This window comes from Streptomyces roseolilacinus (genome assembly GCF_014649335.1).
Taxonomy (GTDB): Bacteria; Actinomycetota; Actinomycetes; order Streptomycetales; family Streptomycetaceae; genus Streptomyces; species Streptomyces roseolilacinus.
Window position 1 is genome coordinate 122677 of sequence record NZ_BMSV01000002.1, and the last position, 18226, is coordinate 140902.

At 76.1% G+C, this 18226-nt stretch carries 11 protein-coding genes; 7 read left to right on the top strand and 4 right to left on the bottom strand.

Features of this window, described 5'->3' with window-relative positions; translation table 11 throughout:
- Positions 1-2 precede the first annotated feature (2 nt).
- From iolC to iolD, 3 genes are read left to right on the top strand one after another with little or no spacing between them, the layout of a single operon-like run.
- Positions 3-1109 carry a 5-dehydro-2-deoxygluconokinase gene (iolC, locus tag IE106_RS04810; RefSeq protein ID WP_189530174.1) on the top strand — a complete coding sequence of 369 codons (1107 nt, stop codon included), beginning with the start codon at positions 3-5 and terminating at the stop codon, positions 1107-1109.
- A gap of 11 nt (positions 1110-1120) precedes the next feature.
- Positions 1121-2005, top strand: coding sequence for a 5-deoxy-glucuronate isomerase (gene iolB, locus IE106_RS04815; protein ID WP_189530176.1), 885 nt, complete (start codon positions 1121-1123; stop codon positions 2003-2005).
- A gap of 7 nt (positions 2006-2012) precedes the next feature.
- Complete coding sequence (gene iolD, locus IE106_RS04820) at positions 2013-3890, top strand: 3D-(3,5/4)-trihydroxycyclohexane-1,2-dione acylhydrolase (decyclizing) (protein ID WP_189530178.1); 1878 nt, start codon at positions 2013-2015, stop codon at positions 3888-3890.
- 77 nt (positions 3891-3967) lie between these two features.
- Here iolD and IE106_RS04825 read toward each other — a convergent pair whose 3' ends face one another.
- Complete coding sequence (locus IE106_RS04825) at positions 3968-5554, bottom strand: adenosine deaminase family protein (RefSeq protein ID WP_189530181.1); 1587 nt, start codon at positions 5552-5554, stop codon at positions 3968-3970.
- 37 nt (positions 5555-5591) lie between these two features.
- Positions 5592-8306: a SpoIIE family protein phosphatase gene (locus IE106_RS04830; protein WP_189530182.1), complete on the bottom strand. Its 2715-nt coding sequence runs from the start codon at positions 8304-8306 to the stop codon at positions 5592-5594.
- 260 nt (positions 8307-8566) lie between these two features.
- Between IE106_RS04830 and IE106_RS04835 the strand changes: the two genes are divergently transcribed.
- The 3 genes from IE106_RS04835 (at position 8567) to IE106_RS04845 (ending at position 13806) form a co-directional block, all read left to right on the top strand.
- Positions 8567-10123 carry an MFS transporter gene (locus IE106_RS04835; RefSeq protein WP_189530184.1) on the top strand — a complete coding sequence of 519 codons (1557 nt, stop codon included), beginning with the start codon at positions 8567-8569 and terminating at the stop codon, positions 10121-10123.
- 162 nt (positions 10124-10285) lie between these two features.
- Positions 10286-12445, top strand: coding sequence for a cellulase family glycosylhydrolase (locus IE106_RS04840; protein ID WP_229840044.1), 2160 nt, complete (start codon positions 10286-10288; stop codon positions 12443-12445).
- 158 nt (positions 12446-12603) lie between these two features.
- Positions 12604-13806: an ABC transporter substrate-binding protein gene (locus IE106_RS04845; protein ID WP_189530186.1), complete on the top strand. Its 1203-nt coding sequence runs from the start codon at positions 12604-12606 to the stop codon at positions 13804-13806.
- A 97-nt stretch (positions 13807-13903) separates the two neighbouring features.
- On the opposite strand, the gene IE106_RS04850 is transcribed toward IE106_RS04845, so the two are convergent.
- Together IE106_RS04850 and IE106_RS04855 are read right to left on the bottom strand one after the other, a co-directional pair.
- Positions 13904-14827: a S1 family peptidase gene (locus IE106_RS04850; protein ID WP_189530188.1), complete on the bottom strand. Its 924-nt coding sequence runs from the start codon at positions 14825-14827 to the stop codon at positions 13904-13906.
- 597 nt (positions 14828-15424) lie between these two features.
- Positions 15425-16654 (bottom strand): cytochrome P450, encoded by a 1230-nt coding sequence (locus IE106_RS04855; RefSeq protein WP_189530190.1) that lies wholly within the window; start codon positions 16652-16654, stop codon positions 15425-15427.
- Between the two features lie 325 nt (positions 16655-16979).
- Between IE106_RS04855 and IE106_RS04860 the strand changes: the two genes are divergently transcribed.
- Positions 16980-18101 (top strand): hypothetical protein, encoded by a 1122-nt coding sequence (locus IE106_RS04860; protein ID WP_189530192.1) that lies wholly within the window; start codon positions 16980-16982, stop codon positions 18099-18101.
- Positions 18102-18226: the final 125 nt, after the last annotated feature.

Sequence of the window (18226 nt, forward strand, 5' to 3'; positions counted from 1 at the left end):
GCATGCCCGAACCCGCCGCCACCGGCCCCGATCCGGCCGCCGCCACCTCCGGCCCGGCCGCCGCCACCGGCCCCGGCCCGGCCGCCGCCTCCCGTCCCGGCCCGGACCCCGCTGCCGGCCCCGGGCCGGACCCCGGTACCGCGAGCCGGGACGCCGGCGGCCCCTTCGACCTGATCGCCCTGGGGCGCGTCGGCGTCGACCTCTACCCCCTCCAGACCGGCGTGCCCCTGGCGCGGGTCGAGACGTTCGGGAAGTTCCTCGGCGGGTCCGCCGCCAACGTCGCCGTCGCCGCCGCCCGCCTCGGCCGGTCCGCCGCCCTGGTCACCCGCACCGGCGACGACCCCTTCGGCGCGTACGTGCACCAGGCGCTCCGGGAGTTCGGCGTCGACGACCGCTGGGTCACCCCCGTCGACGCCCTCCCCACCCCTGTCACCTTCTGCGAGATCTTCCCGCCCGACCACTTCCCCCTCTACTTCTACCGCCGCCCCAAGGCCCCCGACCTGGAGATCCACCCCGGCGAACTGGACTACGACGCCCTGCGCGCCGCCCGCGTCCTGTGGACGACCGGCACGGGACTGAGCGCCGAACCCAGCCGCACCGCCACCCTCGCCGCCCTGCGCGCCCGGGCCGGCGCCGGCACCACCGTCCTCGACCTCGACTGGCGGCCCGCGTTCTGGGACGACCCCGCCGAGGCCCGCGCCCGCTACGCCGAGGCCCTGCGGCACGCCACGGTCGCCGTCGGCAACCTCGACGAGTGCGAGATCGCCACCGGCGTCCGCGAACCCCGCGCCTGCGCCCGCGCCCTCCTCGCCACCGGCGTCGAACTCGCCGTCGTCAAGCAGGGCCCCGCCGGCGTCCTCGCCGTCCACCGCGACGGCACCACCGCCGAGGTCCCGCCCGTCGAGGTCGAGGTGGTCAACGGACTCGGGGCGGGCGACGCGTTCGGCGGCGCCCTCTGCCACGGGCTGCTCGCCGGCTGGGACCTGGAACGGACCACCCGGTACGCCAACGCCGCCGGCGCCCTCGTCGCCTCCCGGCTCGCCTGCTCCTCCGCCATGCCGACCGCCGCCGAGGTGGACGCCCTGCTGGCCGCCGCCACACCACTGTGAGGGAGACCCCCGTGACCAGCCGCCACCACCTGCCCGCCGGTACGGCCGCGAACGGCCCGTACACCGTCGACGTCGGCCCCGCGTCCGCCGGCTGGGGCCACGCGGCGCTGCGCGTCCTGCGCCTGCCGCCCGGCGGCCGGCACGCGTACGACACCGGCGACGCCGAGTGGATCGTGCTGCCGCTCGCCGGCGGCTGCACCGTCACGGCCGACGGGCGGACCCTCCCCCTCGCCGGCCGCCCCGACGTGTTCAGCGCCGTCACCGACTTCGCGTACGTCCCCCGCGACACCCACGTCACGATCACGTCCCGCGGCGGCGGCCGCTTCGCCCTCGCCGGCGCCCGCTGCGAGCGCCGCCTGCCCGTCCGCCGCGGCCCCGCCTCCGCCGTCCCCGTCGAACTGCGCGGCACCGGCACCTGCTCCCGCCAGGTCAACAACTTCGCCGCGGCCGACACCTTCGACTGCGACCGGCTCATCGCCGTCGAGGTCCTCACCCCCGGCGGCAACTGGTCCTCCTACCCGCCGCACAAGCACGACGAGCACCGCCCCGGCGAGGAGTCGCGGCTGGAGGAGATCTACTACTTCGAGATCGCCGCCCGCGACGGCGGCGGCCCCGGCCTCGGCTACCACCGGATCTCCCCGTCCGGCCGCGGACGGGACACCGACCTCCTCGCCGAGGTCCGCGACGGCGACACCGTCCTCGTCCCGGACGGCTGGCACGGCCCGTCCATCGCCGCGCCCGGCCACCCCATGTACTACCTCAACGTCATGGCCGGCCCCGACGGCGAACGCGCCTGGCTGATCCGCGACCACCCCGACCACGCCTGGATCCGCGCCACCTGGCCCGGGCAGCCCGTCGACCCCCGCCTCCCCCTGTACACCGCCCCCGCGCAGTGAGGTACCGATGAGCCCCTCCACCCGCCGCCTCACCGTCGCCCAGGCGCTGGTGCGCTTCCTGACGGCCCAGTACACCGAACGCGACGGCGTGCGCCGCCGACTGGTCGCCGGCACCTGGGGCATCCTCGGCCACGGCAACGTCGCCGGCGTCGGCCAGGCGCTCCTGGAGGCCGGCGAGCAGGCCATGCCGTTCCACCAGGGCCGCAACGAACAGGCCATGGTGCACGCCGCGGTCGGCTACGCCCGGCAGCTGAACCGGCTCTCCGCCCAGGCCGTCACCACCTCCATCGGCCCCGGCGCCACCAACCTCGTCACGGGCGCCGCCCTCGCCACCGTCAACCGGCTGCCCGTCCTCCTCCTCCCCGGCGACTACTTCGCCACCCGCACCGCCGACCCGCTGCTCCAGCAGCTGGAGCACCCCGTCCACGCCGACGTGTCCGTCAACGACACGCTCCGCCCCGTCTCCCGCCACTTCGACCGCGTCACCCGCCCCGAGGCGCTCGTCCCGTCCGCGCTCCGCGCCGTGCGGGTCCTCGCCGACCCCGTCGAGACCGGCGCCGTCACCCTCGCCCTGCCGCAGGACGTGCAGGCCGAGGCGTACGACTGGCCCGAGGAGTTCTTCGCCGAGCGGGTCTGGACCGTGCGCCGCCCCGCCCCCGACCGCGGCGAACTGGCCGCGGCCGCCCGCGCCGTCCGCGCCGCGAAGCGCCCCCTCCTCGTCGCCGGCGGCGGCGTCCACCACAGCGAGGCCGAGGACGCCCTGAAGGCCCTCGTCGACGCCACCGGCATCCCCGTCGCCTCCACCCAGGCCGGCAAGGGCTCCCTGCGCCACGACCACCCCGCCGACCTCGGCGGCATCGGCCACACCGGCACCGCCGCCGCCGACGACATCGCCCGCACCGCCGACCTCGTGATCGGCGTCGGCACCCGCTACACCGACTTCACCACCGCGTCGGGCACCCTCTTCGCCCGGCCCGGCGTCCGGTTCGTCAACCTCAACATCACCGCGTCCGACGCCCACAAGATGGCCGCCCTCCCCCTCGTCGCCGACGCCCGCGCCGGCCTCGCGGCGCTCGCCGAGGCCCTCGCCGGGCACCGCGTCGCGCCCGCGTACGAGGCGGAGTACCGCACCGGCAGACAACGCTGGGAACGCGTCGTCACCGCCGCCCTGCGGGCCGGCGACGAGGGCGCCGTACCGACCCAGACGCAGCTCGTCGGCGCCCTCGACGCCGTCGTCGGGGACCGGGACGTCGTCGTCAACGCCGCCGGCTCCCTCCCCGGCGACCTGCACCGGCTGTGGCGCGCCCGCTCCCCGCGCCAGTACCACCTGGAGTACGGCTACTCCTGCATGGGCTACGAGATCCCCGGCGCCATCGGCGTGCAGCTCGCCGCGCCCGGCACGCCCGTCTGGGCGCTCGTCGGCGACGGCACGTACCTGATGATGCCCACCGAGATCGTCACCGCCGTGCAGGAGCGGCTCCCGATCAACCTGGTCCTCGTCCAGAACCACGGGTACGCCTCCATCGGCGGCCTCTCCGAGCAGACCGGCGGCGAACGGTTCGCCACCGCCTACCGCCACCGCGCCGCCGACGGCACCTTCACCGGCGAACCGCTCCCCGTCGACCTCGCCGCCAACGCCGCCAGCCTCGGCATGGACGTCCTGCGCCCCCGCACCGTCGGGGAGGTACGGGCGGCGCTGGCCGAGGCCCGCGCCTCCGACCGGCCCACCTGCGTGTACGTCGAGACGGCCGCGCCGGGACCGGAGGCGCCCGGCGCGGCCGCCTGGTGGGACGTGCCGGTCGCGGAGGTCGCCTCCCGCGAGGCCGCCGTGGAGGCCCGCAAGGCGTACGAGCGGGCGGCGTCCGCCGTCCGCCGCCACCTGTAGCCGGCGCCTCCCCGGTCGCCGGCCCGTCTCAGCCGCCGGTCCGCGGCAGGCGTCCTCCCGCCGGGCGCCGGCCCGTCTCAGCCGCCGTGCCGCCGTTCGAACCGCGCGAACGCCACCTCCTGGCGCCACTGCACGGCCGCCTTCGCGCCGGCCGCCAGCAGCCGACGGCAGGCGGCGCCCGGGGAGGCGTGGCCGGGGGGCGCGGCGGCGCACTCGGGGACCGGCCGGTAGCCGTGCGCCGTCGGGTTGCCCCGCCACAGGCTCCGGCCCGGCAGGAACGCGTACTCCAGGGAGGCGCGGGCCAGGTCCCTCAGCTCCCGGTAGCCGAGGCCGTGGACGGTCGCGGCCCGCGCGTACTCGTGGCCGGCGTCCGTCCTCGACACGCCCGGGTCGTCCGTGGCGAGCACCACCGGCACGCCGTGCGCCCGGTACACGGGGAAGGGGTGGTCGGCGCCGGTGACGCCCAGCACCTGGGCGTTGCTGGTGAGCGGCACCTCGACGGCCACCTCGCGGCGGGCCATCGTGCGGAGCAGCCCGCGCCACCCGTCCTCGTGGACCAGGTCCACGCCGTGGCCGATCCGCCCGGCACCCGCGACCTCCACCGCCTCCCCGATGTGGAACGCCAGGTCCGCGGGCTTCACCAGGCCGGGCCGCAGCTCTCCGGCGTGGAGCGTCACACGGGCGCGCGGGTAGGCGCGCCGCAGGTGGGCCACCATGCGCATGTGCAGCCGGTAGTCGCGGAGCGCGACGGCCCCGTCCTCCGGCTCGACCAGGTTCACGGCGACGAACCGCGGGTCCCGCGACGCCAGCCGCATCCCCAGCGCGAGCTGGGTGAAGACCACCTCGGGCGGGCTGTTGCGGTGCGCGTGGGAGATCCGGCGGACGACGAGCCGGCAGCCGGGCGCCGGGCGGGGCGTGCCGCAGCGGGAGGCCGTGCGGAACCCGGCGTCCGCGGCGTCGGCCTCCGCGCGGGCGGCGGCGACGAGCCGGTCCAGGCGGCCGCCGGCCAGCAGCGCCCGGTGCAGCCGCGCCGGGTCGGGGTCCCAGCCGGTGGCGGCGGCCAGGCCGCGCGCCGCGTCCTCGACCGGGGTGACCATCGTCTCCAGGTGGAACTGGTGCTGCCGGGCCACCGAGTCGGCCACCTCGGCGAGCTGCCGGCCCCGGTGGCGGCGGATGACCTCCGCGAACCGGCCGAAGGTGGCGAAGAAGTGGTCGTGGCCGGGCCGCCCGGGCGGGAAGCCCTCCATGGACCAGGCCCGCAGCAGCGCCGTACGGAACACCGCGTCGGTACGGGCGTCGGCGGCGGGCCGCGCGCCCGGCCCGCACGGCGGGCGGACGGCGGTCAGGGTCCGCGCCACGACGCACAGCCCGTCCTCGGCGGCGAGCCGGATCAGGGACTCGGTCGGGACGGCGCCGCCGAGGTGGTGGTGCAGGTCCCCGCCCTTGGGCAGGCGGCGGAGGAAGTCCCGCAGCCGGCCCGGGTCGCGGCGGACCTCCTCCAGCCGGGCGGCGGTCCGCGCCTCGGCGAGGGCGGCCCGCGCGCCGGGGTCCGCGCCGGTGCCCGTGGCGAGCACGGGGGCGGGGCCCGGACCCGACAGCAGGCCGAGCGCCCCGACCAGGGCGAGGGGGGGCGGGAGGAGGACGCGCCGGGTGCGGTGGGTCATCCCCGCATGATGGCGACGGCGGCCCGCCGGCGGGGCGTCACCACGCCGCGTCGTCGAAGAGCGCCGGCACCTCCAGCGGCGCCGGCCCGCCCGTCAGCGACTGCTCCGTCCACATCACCTTGCCGCTCGGCGTGTACCGGGTGCCCCACCGGCCCGCCAGCCGCGACACGAGGAACAGGCCGCGCCCGCCCTCGTCCGTGGTGGCCGCCCGCCGCAGGTGCGGGGAGGTGCTGCTGCCGTCCGACACCTCGCAGATCAGGTTCCGGTCGCGCAGCATCCGCACGTGGATCGGCGCGGAGCCGTACCGGATCGCGTTGGTGATCAGCTCGCTGAGCACCAGCTCCGTGGTGAAGCCGATCTCGTCGAGCCCCCACCGCTCCAGCTGCCGCACGCACGCCGCCCGCACCGGCGCCACCGCCGACGGGTCGGGCGGCACGTCCCAGTCCGCCACGCGGTCCGGCGGCAGCAGCCGGGTGCGGGCCACCAGCAGGGCGATGTCGTCACCGCGGTGCGGCGGCAGCATCGCGTCGAACACCGCCCGGCAGGTCTCCTCCGGCGTCCGCCCCGGCGCCTCGGCGAGCGTGTCGCGCAGCAGCCGCAGGCCCGCGTCGAGGTCCCGTTGCCGGTGCTCGACCAGCCCGTCCGTGTACAGCGCCAGACGGCTGCCCTCGGGGAGCCGCACCTCGTACGTCTCGAACGGCCCGCCCCCCAGGCCCAGCGGCGGGAACACGGGCACGTCGGGGAAGTCCACCGACCCGTCGGGGCGCACCACGGCCGGTGCGAAGTGGCCCGCCGTCGCCATGCAGCAGTCGCCCGTCACCGGGTCGTAGACGGCGTACAGGCAGGTCGCCCCGGTGATCCCGGCGCCGGTGTCCTCGGCCTCCTCCTCGTCGATCCGGGACACCAGCTCGTCGAGGTGGCCCAGCAGCTCGTCCGGAGGCAGGTCGAGCGCGGAGAAGTTGTGCACCGCCGTCCGCAGCCGGCCCATCGTCGCCGCCGCGTGCAGACCGTGCCCGACGACGTCCCCGACGACGAGCGCGACCCGCGCGCCGGGCAGCGGGATCACGTCGAACCAGTCGCCGCCCACCCCGGCCTGCGCCGGCAGGTAGCGGTAGGCGGTCTCCAGCGCGTCCTGCTCGGGCAGCACCCGGGGCAGCAGGCTCCGCTGGAGCGTCACCGCCATGGCGTGCTCCCGCGTGTACCGGCGCGCGTTGTCGACGGCCACCGCCGCCCGCGCCGCCAGTTCCTCCGCGAAGGCCACGTCCTCGTCCTCGAACCGCTCGGACGGCGCCGAACGCCAGAAGTTGGCCATGCCCAGGACGACCCCGCGCGCCTGGAGGGGCACGGACACCAGCGAGCGGATGCCGTACGCGAGGGCCACGTCGGCGCCCGCCGGGTCCTGCTCCCGCCAGCCGTGCGCCACGGTCAGGTCCGCCTCCAGCACCGCCTCCCCCCGCGCCAGCGCCGCGGCCATCGGCGTCGTCGGCACGTCGAACCGGATGAGGTCCCCGACCGGCTGGAGCGGGTGGTCGTCCCGCACGCCGCTGACGGCCGCGCGGCGCATCACGGTGTGGACCTCCGTCGGCTCCTCCCCCCGCAGCACCGGGTCCAGCAGCTCCACGGTCACGAAGTCCGCGAACCGGGGGACCGCCACCTCCGACAGCTCCCGCGCCGTCCGCGTGACGTCCAGCGTCGTCCCGATCCGCACGCCCGCCTCGTACAGCAGCGTCAGCCGCTCCCGCGCCACCGCCGCCACGCCCGTCACGGCCCGCAGCTCGGTGGTGTCGCGGAGCGTCGCGACGGTGCCGGACGGGCCGCCGAACGGGTCGGTCGGCCGGGTGTTGACCGCCAGCAGGCGGTCGCCCGCGAGGTGGACCTCGTCGGTGACCGGGCGGCCCGAGGCGAGCAGCTCGGCGGTGTCCCCGGCCAGGCCCAGGTCGGTGACGTGGCGGCCCTCGGCGTCGGCCGGCAGGTCCAGGAGGCGGCGGGCCTCGTCGTTGGCGAGGGTGAGCCGGCCGTCGTCCCCGACGATGAGCACCCCTTCCCGCACGGCGTGCAGGACCGCGTCGTGGTGCTCGTACATCCGGGTCATCTCGGCCGGGCCGAGGCCGCGCGTCTGGCGGCGCAGCCGCCTGCTCACCAGGGCCGCGCTGGCCGTCGCCAGGGCGAGCGCGACGGCGCCGGCGCCGAGGAACAGCGGCAGCTGCCGGGCGGCGGCGTCACCGACGTTCTCGATGGACACCCCGGCGCTCACCAGGCCGACGACCCTTCCCCGGTCGTCCATCACGGGGACGACGGCCCGCGCGGCGTCGTGCGGGGTGCCCGCGAAGATCTCCGTGACGGTCCGGCCCCGGGCCGCCTCCTGCACGCCCTGCGCGTGGGTGCCGACCAGGTTCGGGTCGCTGTCCGCGATCCGGGTGCCGTCCGTGGTCATGACGGCGACGAAGTCCACGCCCGAGCCGTGCCAGGCGTCCACCGTGTGCCGCTGGAGCGTCCTCGCCGGGTCGGCCGACCGGAGCGCGGCGAGGGTGCCGGGGGCGTCGGCGAAGGTCTCGGCCGCCGCGCGGGACCGGTTCTGCGCGTCGCGCTCGCTGTCGTACCGCGCCTGGAACGACAGGGCCAGCACCGCGGCGACGATCAGCACCAGGGCCACCACGACCTGGAGGAGGAGGACCTGCCCGGCGACGCTGCGCACGCCCAGGAGACGCCCCCGGCGCCCGGTCCGCCCGAGACGTCCGCTCTTGCCCCTCATGGACCATTTCTAACACCGGGCGTGTTCCCCCGGCGACCGCGCGCACACCGCCGTCCGGCGGCCCCGGCCGTACCGGCCCCGCGGCGGCCGCCCCGCAGCGGCCCCCGCCCTCCCGGCGCCCCGCGGCCGAAGGGGGGAGGCGCGTCCGGGGGCCGTCCCGGCGGGGTGCCCGACCGAGTGGTGACCGGGGGAGCGCGGGCTTAGCGTTGAACGGTGGACGACCCCGGTCCACCCCCCTCCTTCCGAGGGCCGTGTGCGCCATGACCCTGCCCCGCTCCCCGTCCGTGTCGCGGACCGCCGCCCCGAAGAGGGGCGACGGCGGCACGATCGCCCTGCTGGTCATCGCCGGCTGCCAGCTCATGGTGGTGCTCGACATCACCATCGTGAACATCGCGCTGCCGCAGATCCAGCGGTCACTGGACTTCTCCACCACCGGGCTGTCCTGGGTGGTGAACGCCTACACCCTCGCCTTCGGCGGGCTGCTGCTGCTCGGCGGCCGCACCGGCGACATCCTGGGGCGGCGGCGGATGTTCATGATCGGCGTCGCGCTGTTCGCCCTGGCGTCGCTGCTCGGCGGGCTGTCCCAGAACTCCTGGCAGCTGCTCGCCGCGCGCGCCCTCCAGGGGCTGGGCGGCGCCATCGCCTCACCGACCGCGCTCTCCCTCGTCAGCACGACGTTCCGGGAGGGCCCCGAGCGCAACCGCGCCTTCGGGGTGTTCGCCGCCGTCTCGGCCGGCGGCGGCGCGATCGGGCTCCTCGTGGGCGGCATGCTCGTCGAATGGCTCGACTGGCGCTGGGTGTTCTTCGTCAACGTGCCGATCGGGCTGCTCATCCTCCTCGTCGCCCCGCGCTGGATCGGGGAGTCGGAGCGGCGGCCCGGGCACTTCGACGTCGCCGGCGCCCTCACCTCCACGCTCGGCGTGGTCCTGCTGGTGTACGGGTTCATCCGCGCCGCGCAGGAGGGGTGGGGCGACGCCCTCACCCTGGCGTCGTTCGGCGCGGCCCTGGTCGTCCTCGCGGTGTTCGTCCTGGTGGAGCGGCGGTCGCGGCAGCCCGTCACCCCGCTGCGCATGTTCACCGACCGCAACCGGGCCGGGACGTACGGGATGATGCTGAGCCTCGCCGCGGCGATCTTCGGGATGTTCTTCTTCCTGACGCTGTTCGTGCAGAACGTGCTCGGCTTCGGCCCGCTCCGGGCGGGCCTGGCGTTCCTGCCGGTCAGCGCCGTCATCGCGGTCGGCGCGGGCGTCACCTCGCAGCTGCTGCCGCGGTTCGGCCCGAAGCCGTTCATGGTGCTCGGCGCGCTGCTGTCCGCGGCCGGACTGGGCTGGCTGACGCTGACGGACGCCCACTCGACGTACGCGGGCAGCGTCCTCGGCCCGATGCTGGTCCTCGGTCTCGGGATGGGCATGCAGTTCGTGTCGCTGACGCTGATGGCGCTGTCCGGCGTCGCCCCGCACGAGACGGGCGCCGCGTCGGGCCTGCTGAACACCACCCAGCAGGTGGGCGGTTCGCTCGGCCTGTCCCTCCTGGTCACGGTCTTCGGCACGGCCGGCCGCGACGAGGCGCGGCGCCAGACCGCCGACTTCCTGTCCCGGGCGAGCGTCCCGGAGCGGCTGCGCTTCCAGCGCACCGGGGAGCTGCCGCCGCCCTGGGCGCACGAGGTGCTGACGGCCGGCGTGTCGGCGGCGTTCGTCCTGGCGGCGGTCTTCGCCGTGGTCGGCGCGCTGGTCGCGCTGCTCGTCATCCGGGTCCGTCCCGGCGACCTGGAGCGGATCCAGGGCGGCCTCGGGCCGGGCGGGCCCGGGCACGGCTGACGCCCCGCCGGGAACGGCGGACCCGGAGCGGACGCGCGGACGTGAACGGTTTCTGCGGGGGAGGTTGACAGCTCCTTTCGGGGCTGGCTTCATGAACGCGCGATGGGAGCGCTCCCATTCCGAGCCGCTTTGACATGTACTCAACAGTAGGGACGTGACGCAGTGGGACAGTCACCCACCACCCTGCCCTCCGGACGCCACCGGCGGTTACGCGCGCTGGCCGCCGCCGTGCTCGCCGGAGCGCTGCTGTGGGCCGCGGGACCGGCCGCCGACGCGGTCGCCGCCCCCGAGACCCGCACCGCCGTGCCCGCGCAGGCGCGGACGGCCGCCGCGGCCCCCGGCGACGACTGGCTGCACACCCGCGGCAACCGGATCGTCGACGCCCAGGGCAACGAGGTCTGGCTCACCGGCGCCAACTGGTTCGGCTTCAACGCCACCGAGCGCGTCTTCCACGGCCTGTGGTCCGCCAACATCACCGAGATCACCCGTTCCATGGCGCAGCGCGGCATCAACATCGTCCGCGTGCCGATCTCCACCCAGCTGCTCCTGGAGTGGAAGGAGGGCCGGGCCTCCGTGCCGAGCGCCGTCAACGCGTACGCCAACCCGGAGATCGCGGGGAAGACGACCCTGGAGGTCTTCGACCACTGGCTGGCGCTGTGCAAGCAGTACGGCATCAAGGTCATGCTCGACGTGCACAGCGCCGAGGCCGACAACGCCGGCCACTTCCACCCGGTGTGGTGGAAGGGCGCCATCACCACCGAGCAGTTCCACGCGGCCTGGGAGTGGGTGACGGCCCGCTACCGGGGCGACGACACGCTCGTGGCGATGGACATCAAGAACGAGCCGCACGGCGGCGCCGGCGAGAGCCCGCGCGCCAAGTGGGACGGCTCCACCGACCAGGACAACTTCAAGTACGCCTGCGAGACGGCCGGCAAGCGCATCCTGGCGATCAACCCGAACCTGCTCATCCTCTGCGAGGGCATCCAGATCTACCCGAAGAACGGGAGCAACTGGTCCTCGACCAGCGCCGCCGACTACCACTCCACCTGGTGGGGCGGCAACCTCCGCGGCGTGCGCGACCACCCCGTCGACCTCGGCGCCGGCAACGACCAGGTCGTCTACTCGCCGCACGACTACGGCCCCCTCGTCGCGCCCCAGCCGTGGTTCACCGGCGACTGGAACCGCACCACCCTCGAACGGGACGTCTGGGACCCCAACTGGCTCTACCTGCACAAGGAGGACACCGCGCCCCTCCTGATCGGGGAGTGGGGCGGCTTCATGGACGGCGGACCCAACCAGAAGTGGATGACCGCCCTGCGCGACCTGATCACCGAGCAGCGCCTCCACCACACCTTCTGGTGCCTCAACCCCAACTCCGGTGACACGGGCGGCCTGCTCCTGAACGACTGGAAGAGCTGGGACGAGGAGAAGTACGCCCTGCTCAAGCCGGCCCTCTGGCAGCACGGCGGCAAGTTCGTCAGCCTCGACCACCAGGTCCCGCTCGGCGGCGCCGGGAGCACCACCGGCCTCAGCCTCACCGACGTGTACGGCGACGGGGGCGGCGACCCGGACGACACGACGCCCCCCACCGCCCCCTCCGGCCTGACGGCCACCGCGACCGGCTCCGCCTCCGTCACCCTCGGCTGGGCGCCGTCCACCGACGACGTGGCCGTCACCGGCTACGACGTGTACCGGGACGGGGCGAAGGTCACCACCGCGCCGGTCACCGGCACCGCGCACACCGACACGGGGCTCACCCCCTCCACCCGGTACACCTACGCCGTACGGGCGAGGGACGCCGCCGGCAACGTCTCCGCGCCCTCCGCCTCCCTCGCCGTCACCACCGCGTCCTCCGGCGGCGGCCCCGCGGGCGGGCTGAAGGTCCTCCACCGGACCACCGACGGCTCGCCGACCGACAACGCGATCCGCCCCGAGCTGCGGATCGCCAACACCTCCGCCGCCTCCGTCGACCTGTCCGCCGTGACCGCCCGCTACTACTTCACCCGGGACGGCGGCGCCCCCACCGTCAGCGCGTGGTGCGACCACGCGGTGGTGGGCTGCGCCCAGGTGAGGCTGCGGGTCGTCCCGCTGTCCGCCCCGGTCGCGGGTGCCGACGCCTACCTGGAGGTCGGCTTCGCCGGCGGCACCCTGGCGGCGGGCCGCGACACCGGCGACATCCAGCTCCGGATGAGCAAGGCGGACTGGTCGCCCTTCGACGAGCGCGACGACCACAGCCGCGCCCCGTCGTCCGCCTACACCGAGGCGAGGACCGTCCCCGCCTACACGGGCACCGCCCTCGCCTGGGGCGCCCCGCCCGCCTGACCGCTCCCGTCCGACCCCTCCCGGCGCCCCTCCCGGCCCGGCCCCGGCCGCCCCGCGCGGCCGGGGCCGGGCCCCCGCGCGTGACGGTCCGCCCGCCCGGCGGTTGATACGGGCGGAGGCGGAGATTCCGCTGTCCTGCCGGGAGTGAGGGAGACGTCGTGACGGATCGGGAAGAGACCCTGACGGTGGGCGTGGTCGTGGCGCGCACGGGGCGGCTGGCGAGCCTGGGCGACCCGCTCGCCTTCGTGCTGGACCTGCTGCGGCCGCGCCTGGACGCCGTGCGCAACGGGGGGCGCCGCCACCCGCTGCGGCTGGTGGCGCGCGACAGCCGCTCCACCGCCGAGGGGGCGCGGGAGGCGGTGCGGGAGCTGACCGCGGACGAGGACGCCCGGATCGTGCTGACGCTCGCCGGCACGCAGGTCCTGCCCGCCGTCGCCGACGCGTGCGAGGAGGCGGGGGTGCCGTGCCTGTCGTCGGCGTTCCCCTGGCAGGTCTACTACTTCGGGCGCGGCGCCGACGAGGAACGGCCGTTCGCGTGGACCTACCACTTCTGCTGGGGTCTCGACGACATCGCCGAGACCTTCGCCGACCTGTGGGAGCGCGCGGCCGGCCCCGGCCGGACGGTCGGCTGCCTGTGGAACGACGGCCCGCAGGGCTCCTGGTCGCGCCACGGCGAGCGGGGCTTCGCCCCGGTGGCCCGGGCGCGCGGGCACCGGCTGGTGGACCCGGGCGGCTACCGGGAGCCGGCGGAGACCCTCGACGGCCACGTCGCGGCGTTCGAGGAGGCCGGCGCCGACATCGTGACCAGCGCCGCCACCGCCCGCGACCTGGGGCTGTTCCGGGAGCTGGCGGCCGGGCGGGGACGCACACCCCGGCTGATCACCTGCTCCCGGTGGCTCGCCTACCCGCCGACCACGACGGGCGGCGGGGACCGGCCGGCCCAGGACCGGGTGGCGACCCTCGTCTACTGGACGCCCTCGCACCCGTACCGCTCCTCGCTCGACGGCACACGGGCGGCGGACCTGGCGGCGGCGTACGAGCGGGCCACGGGCCGCCAGTGGCTCCAGCCGCTGGGGCTCGCGTACGCCCTGTTCGAGGTCGCCCACCACGCGCTCGCCACGGCGGACGACCCCACCGAACCGGCGTCCCTCGCGGCCGCCGTGTCCCGCACCCGCCTGGAGACGGTCGCGGGACCCCTCGACTGGACGGCGGGCCCGGTGCCCAACGTCGCCACGATCCGCCTGGCGGGCGGCCAGTGGCAGCCGGGGGAGCGGCACCCCTACGAGCTGGCGGTCGTGACGGGGGGTCGGGTGGAGGGGTTGCGCCCGTCGGCGGACCTGCTGCCCCTGACCTCCGCGTAACGGCCGGTGAGGGCCCGGTGAGGGGTCCCGGCCGCGTGCCGGAACGCGCGGACCGGTGGCCCGCACGAGGCGGGCCACCGGCCGGGGTGGGGACGGATCAGATGATGCTGACGCCGTACGCGCTCAGCGCCTCGGTGACGGGCTGGAAGAACGTGGTGCCGCCCGAGGAGCAGTTGCCGCTGCCGCCGGAGGTCAGGCCGAGGGCGGTGGAGCCGGCGAACAGGGCGCCGCCGCTGTCGCCGGGCTCGGCGCAGACGTTGGTCTGGATCAGGCCGGAGACGATGTCGCCGCCGCCGTAGTTGACCGTGGCGTTGAGGCCGGTGACACGGCCGCTGTGCAGACCGGTGGTGGAGCCGCTGCGCTGGACGGTCTGGCCGACGGTCGCGTTGCCGGCGGAGGTGATGTCACGGTACGAGCCGTTGTACAGGTACACCCGGCCGTCCGCCGCCGACGCGTTGGAGTGGCGGATGAGGCCGTAGTCGTTGCCCGGGAAGCTCGTGCCGGCACGGGAGCCGAGGAGCGTGGTCTGGCCCGAGTTGGTGTACCAGGTGCTGCCGATCTCGGTGCAGTGGCCCGCCGTCAGGGCGTACGTCACGCCGCTGCTGTTGCGGACGTTGAAGCCGAGGGAGCAGCGGCCGCCGCCGGAGGCGTAGATGGCCTGGCCGCCCGCGATGAGCTTGTTGAACGTGCCCGGCGTCCGCTTGATCTCCACGGCGCCGGCGCGGTCGCCCGCGGCCTTCTTCAGCTCGGCCAGCTCGGCCGCCGAGACGGTGGAGTCGGCGGTGACGACCAGCTTGCCGGACTTGGCGTCGGTGTACCAGGCGGTGCCCGGCACGTCGGCGTCGAGCACGGCCTCGCTGACCTGGGTGAGTTCGGCGACGGTCGCCCGGGTGGCGTCGGCGGTCTCCGCCCCGGCGCTCGGGGCGGCAAGCGCGGTGGCGGTGACCAGAGCGGCGGCGATGGCGGTCAGCCGCGCGCCTCTCGCGAAACCGCCGCGGGGGGTGAAGCGCTTGAAGTTCACTGCGTCCTCCGGTGGGGGATTGTCGAGGGCCCGTTGGGTGGACGGGCCCGACAGGCCGCGCCGACGGACCGGTGGTTCCCGGGTGTCGGCATGTGCCTGACAACTTGTGACGCTGGGAATCCTCGCGTCCGGTTCACCTCTGCCACAAGGCTGTCTTTCGGTCGCTCTACGCGCGTTCGGAGGAAGGGGGTGCCGAATGGCCGGTTCCTCCGGGACACGCCGCGGGCCGCGGCGGCGCTGCAAAGCCGTGGAAGCGTTTGCTGCCGACGGGGCGCGCGTCCGCCCGGCCCTCCCGCCGCCGAGGGCCCGGGAGACGGGAGGGCGGGGAAACGGACCGACCGTTCGGGCTGTTCAGCGTTGAACGGACGGCCCGTCACCGTGGGGCTCCGGCGGCGCCCGCCGGCGTCCGCCGCCGGACGCCGGCCCCCGCCGGGGGAACGGTGGCGCTCGCAATCCGGGCCGCCGGGCCCTCGGGAGCGGTCTGGCGGGCCCGTCGCCCCCTTTATGCGTCAATCACTCCCCTTCGCCCCGCGCGGCACGTGTCCGAATCCCGCTCTTGCGCGTCCGGTGGGCGGAACCGAACGGCCGGACACGCCGTCACCACGTGACGGGCAGCGCCTCCGGGCCCCGGATGAGCGCGCTGCGCCGCCACGGCACCTCCTCGGCGGGCACCGCGAGCCGCAGCCGCGGCAAGCGGTCCAGGAACACCTCCACCAGCAGTTCGATCTCCATCCGCGCGAGCAGCGCGCCCGTGCAGAAGTGCGGCCCGTGCCCGAACGACACATGGGGGTTGGAGACGCGGTCGAAGTCGATCCTCTCCGGGTCGGGGAACACCTCCGGGTCGCGGTTGGCCGCCAGGTACGAGACGTACACCGCGTCGCCCGCCGCGATCCGCGCGCCGCCGATCTCCACGTCCTCCAGCGCGATCCGGGCCAGCCCCACCGACGAGCGGTGCGGGATGTACCGCAGCAGCTCGTCCAGGGCGCGCGGCCGCAGCTCCGGCTCCTCGCACAGCCGCTCCCGCAGCCGCTCCCGGGTGAGCAGCAGGTACAGCATGTTGCCGCAGTTGTTGGTGACGGCCTCCCCGCCGATCTGCACCGGCCCCACCAGCCCGACCGCCTCCTCGGCGCTGATGTCGCCCGCCGCGACGGCCGCGCCCAGCAGCGACAGGATGTCCTCGCCGTCGCCGGGGTCCGCCGTGCGCGCCGCGATCTCCCGCGCGAACCAGGCGTACATCTCGTCCTTGGCGCGGCCGGTCACCGCCGCTCCCTTCGCCGGGAACAGGATCTCGTGGACCCAGCCGCTCATCCGCTCCCGGTCGGCGTACGGGACACCCATCAGCTCGCAGATCACGGTGGTCGGGAACGGTCCCAGCACCCGTGCGACCAGGTCCGCCGGCGGCCCGTCCCGCAGCATCTTCGCCACCAGCCCGTCGAGCATCTCCCGCGCCCGCTCGCGCAGCCGTTCCACACCGCGCGCCGAGAACGCGGGCGCGATGGCGCGGCGCAGCCGGTTGTGGTCCGGCGGTTCGGCGAACGCCAGCGATCCGGGCTTCGGCTTGAAGTGCGGGGCGAGCCGGGTGACGGCCAGCCCGGGGACGGGGGCGCGGCTGAAGCGCGGGTCGTTCGTGACCGCCTTCACGTCCTCGTACCGGGTGACCAGCCAGGCCCAGCCCTCGCCGTGCGGCAGCTGGATGCGGGCCACCGGCCCCTCCCGCATCAACTCCTCGAGCACCGGGTCGAACTCGGTGGCCTTCAGGTCCAGCGCCGGCCAGAACCGTACGGGCGGCGGCCCCAGGGGCGGTCGTGCGACGGTGTCCTCGATCACGCGCGTGTCTCCGTTTCCTCGGCGGGGTGCGGGGCGGACTTCCCTCCTCACCATCCGCCCCGGGCGGGCGGTCCACCCGCTGGACTACTCCGGACGGCCCGCCGGTCCGCCGCCGGGAGGTGCCCGGCCGGCGGGCCCGCCCCGGAAGGGCACCCCCGCCGCCGTCCGCCGCCACCCGCCGCCGTCCCCCCGTCCCCGCTCGCTGCCGTCCCCGCTCGCTGCCGTCCGCCGTCCCGCGCGGAACCGCCGAGCGCCGGACGCCGTGATAGCAGCGGAGCAAGGAACCAGCCACCCGGGGCCGACCCGGGGAAGAGAGGGGAGCGCGATGGCCGCGGCAGCCGTACGGCTCGACGGGAACACCCTGCTGCTCGGCGGAGGGGTGCGGGTCCGGTTCATCAGGACGCTGCGCCTCCCGGAGAGCGGGACCTATCCGCTGCCGCCGGGGCTCGGGGAGTTCCCCGTCCGGCGCGTCGAGGACTTCGCCGCCACCGTGCCGCCCGCGTGGCGGGCGCGCGGCGGCGTCCTCGTCCCCATGTACCTGCGCGAGGCGCTGTGGCTGAGCTTCGCCGGCAGTGCGGAGCCCGCCGCGCTCCAGGTCGGCGTCGGCAAGGTGTGCGCGGTCTCCGGCCGCCCCTGGAGCGGCACCCTCGACCGCGATCCGCAGAACTACGTCGTCCTGCCCCGGCAGCCCTGGCTCGACGGCATCAACTCCGGGCGCGGCACCGTGCGCCAGTTCGTCGCCGTGCCCCTCGGGCTGGGTGCCACGGTGGAGGGGCAGGTGACGGGTGAGGAGACCTGGGGCGGCGTACAGCTCCAGGCGTTCCCGCTGGACGGCCCGGCCCGCGACGCGTGGCGCGCCGAGCAGGAGGAGTCGGCCCGGCGGGCCGCGGCCGCCCCGGCCTGGGACGGTTCCGCCCCCTACCCGCCGGGCGCGCCGCCGGCCCCGACGGCCGCGTTCGGCGGGTACGGCGGCGGTTTCGGGGCCGCGCCGGGCGCCCCCGCCCCGTACGCGGCCCCCGCCCCCGGAGCCCCCGCGCGCGCGGCCGCGCCGCGGCGCGCCGTCGCGATGGGACTGGGCGCGGGCGGCACGATGCGCCAGGAGGTGTACCGGGACGACCGGCCGCTCTCCGACTGGGCGCCCGAACCGGCGGGCCGCGTCTTCGTCCACCTCGTCACGCCGCCGGAGTGGCGCCGCATCACCGGGGAGGAACCCCCGCCGTCCCCCGTCGACCGCGACGCCTACACCCGCGCCGGACTGCCCTGGTACGACTACGACGACGCGTCCGCCACCGACCTGCCGCCGACCGGGCCGCTGTCCGGCGTCAAGCCGGTCGGGGACTGGCTCGGCGACGACCACGCGCCCTGGACGCCGCCGGGGCCGCACCAGGTCCAGCCGCTCGGCGACGCGGCGCCGCCCGGCAAGCCCGTCGGCGACGGCGACTGGTGAGGCGCCGCCCCTCCGCGCGGCCGTGACCCCCGCGCCGTACGGCGGCCCTTCCGGGCGGCCGTACGGCGCCACCGCCACCGCCACCGCCTCCGGCGGTCGGGCCCCGGCCATCCCGAGCACCGGCC

Coding starts and splice junctions, on each gene's coding strand:
- iolC (WP_189530174.1), top strand. CDS start 3: ATGCCCGAACCCGCCGCCACCGGCCCCGATCCGGCCGCCGCCACCTCC.
- iolD (WP_189530178.1), top strand. CDS start 2,013: ATGAGCCCCTCCACCCGCCGCCTCACCGTCGCCCAGGCGCTGGTGCGC.
- IE106_RS04825 (WP_189530181.1), bottom strand. CDS start 5,554: ATGACCCACCGCACCCGGCGCGTCCTCCTCCCGCCCCCCCTCGCCCTG.
- IE106_RS04830 (WP_189530182.1), bottom strand. CDS start 8,306: ATGAGGGGCAAGAGCGGACGTCTCGGGCGGACCGGGCGCCGGGGGCGT.
- IE106_RS04835 (WP_189530184.1), top strand. CDS start 8,567: ATGACCCTGCCCCGCTCCCCGTCCGTGTCGCGGACCGCCGCCCCGAAG.
- IE106_RS04860 (WP_189530192.1), top strand. CDS start 16,980: ATGGCCGCGGCAGCCGTACGGCTCGACGGGAACACCCTGCTGCTCGGC.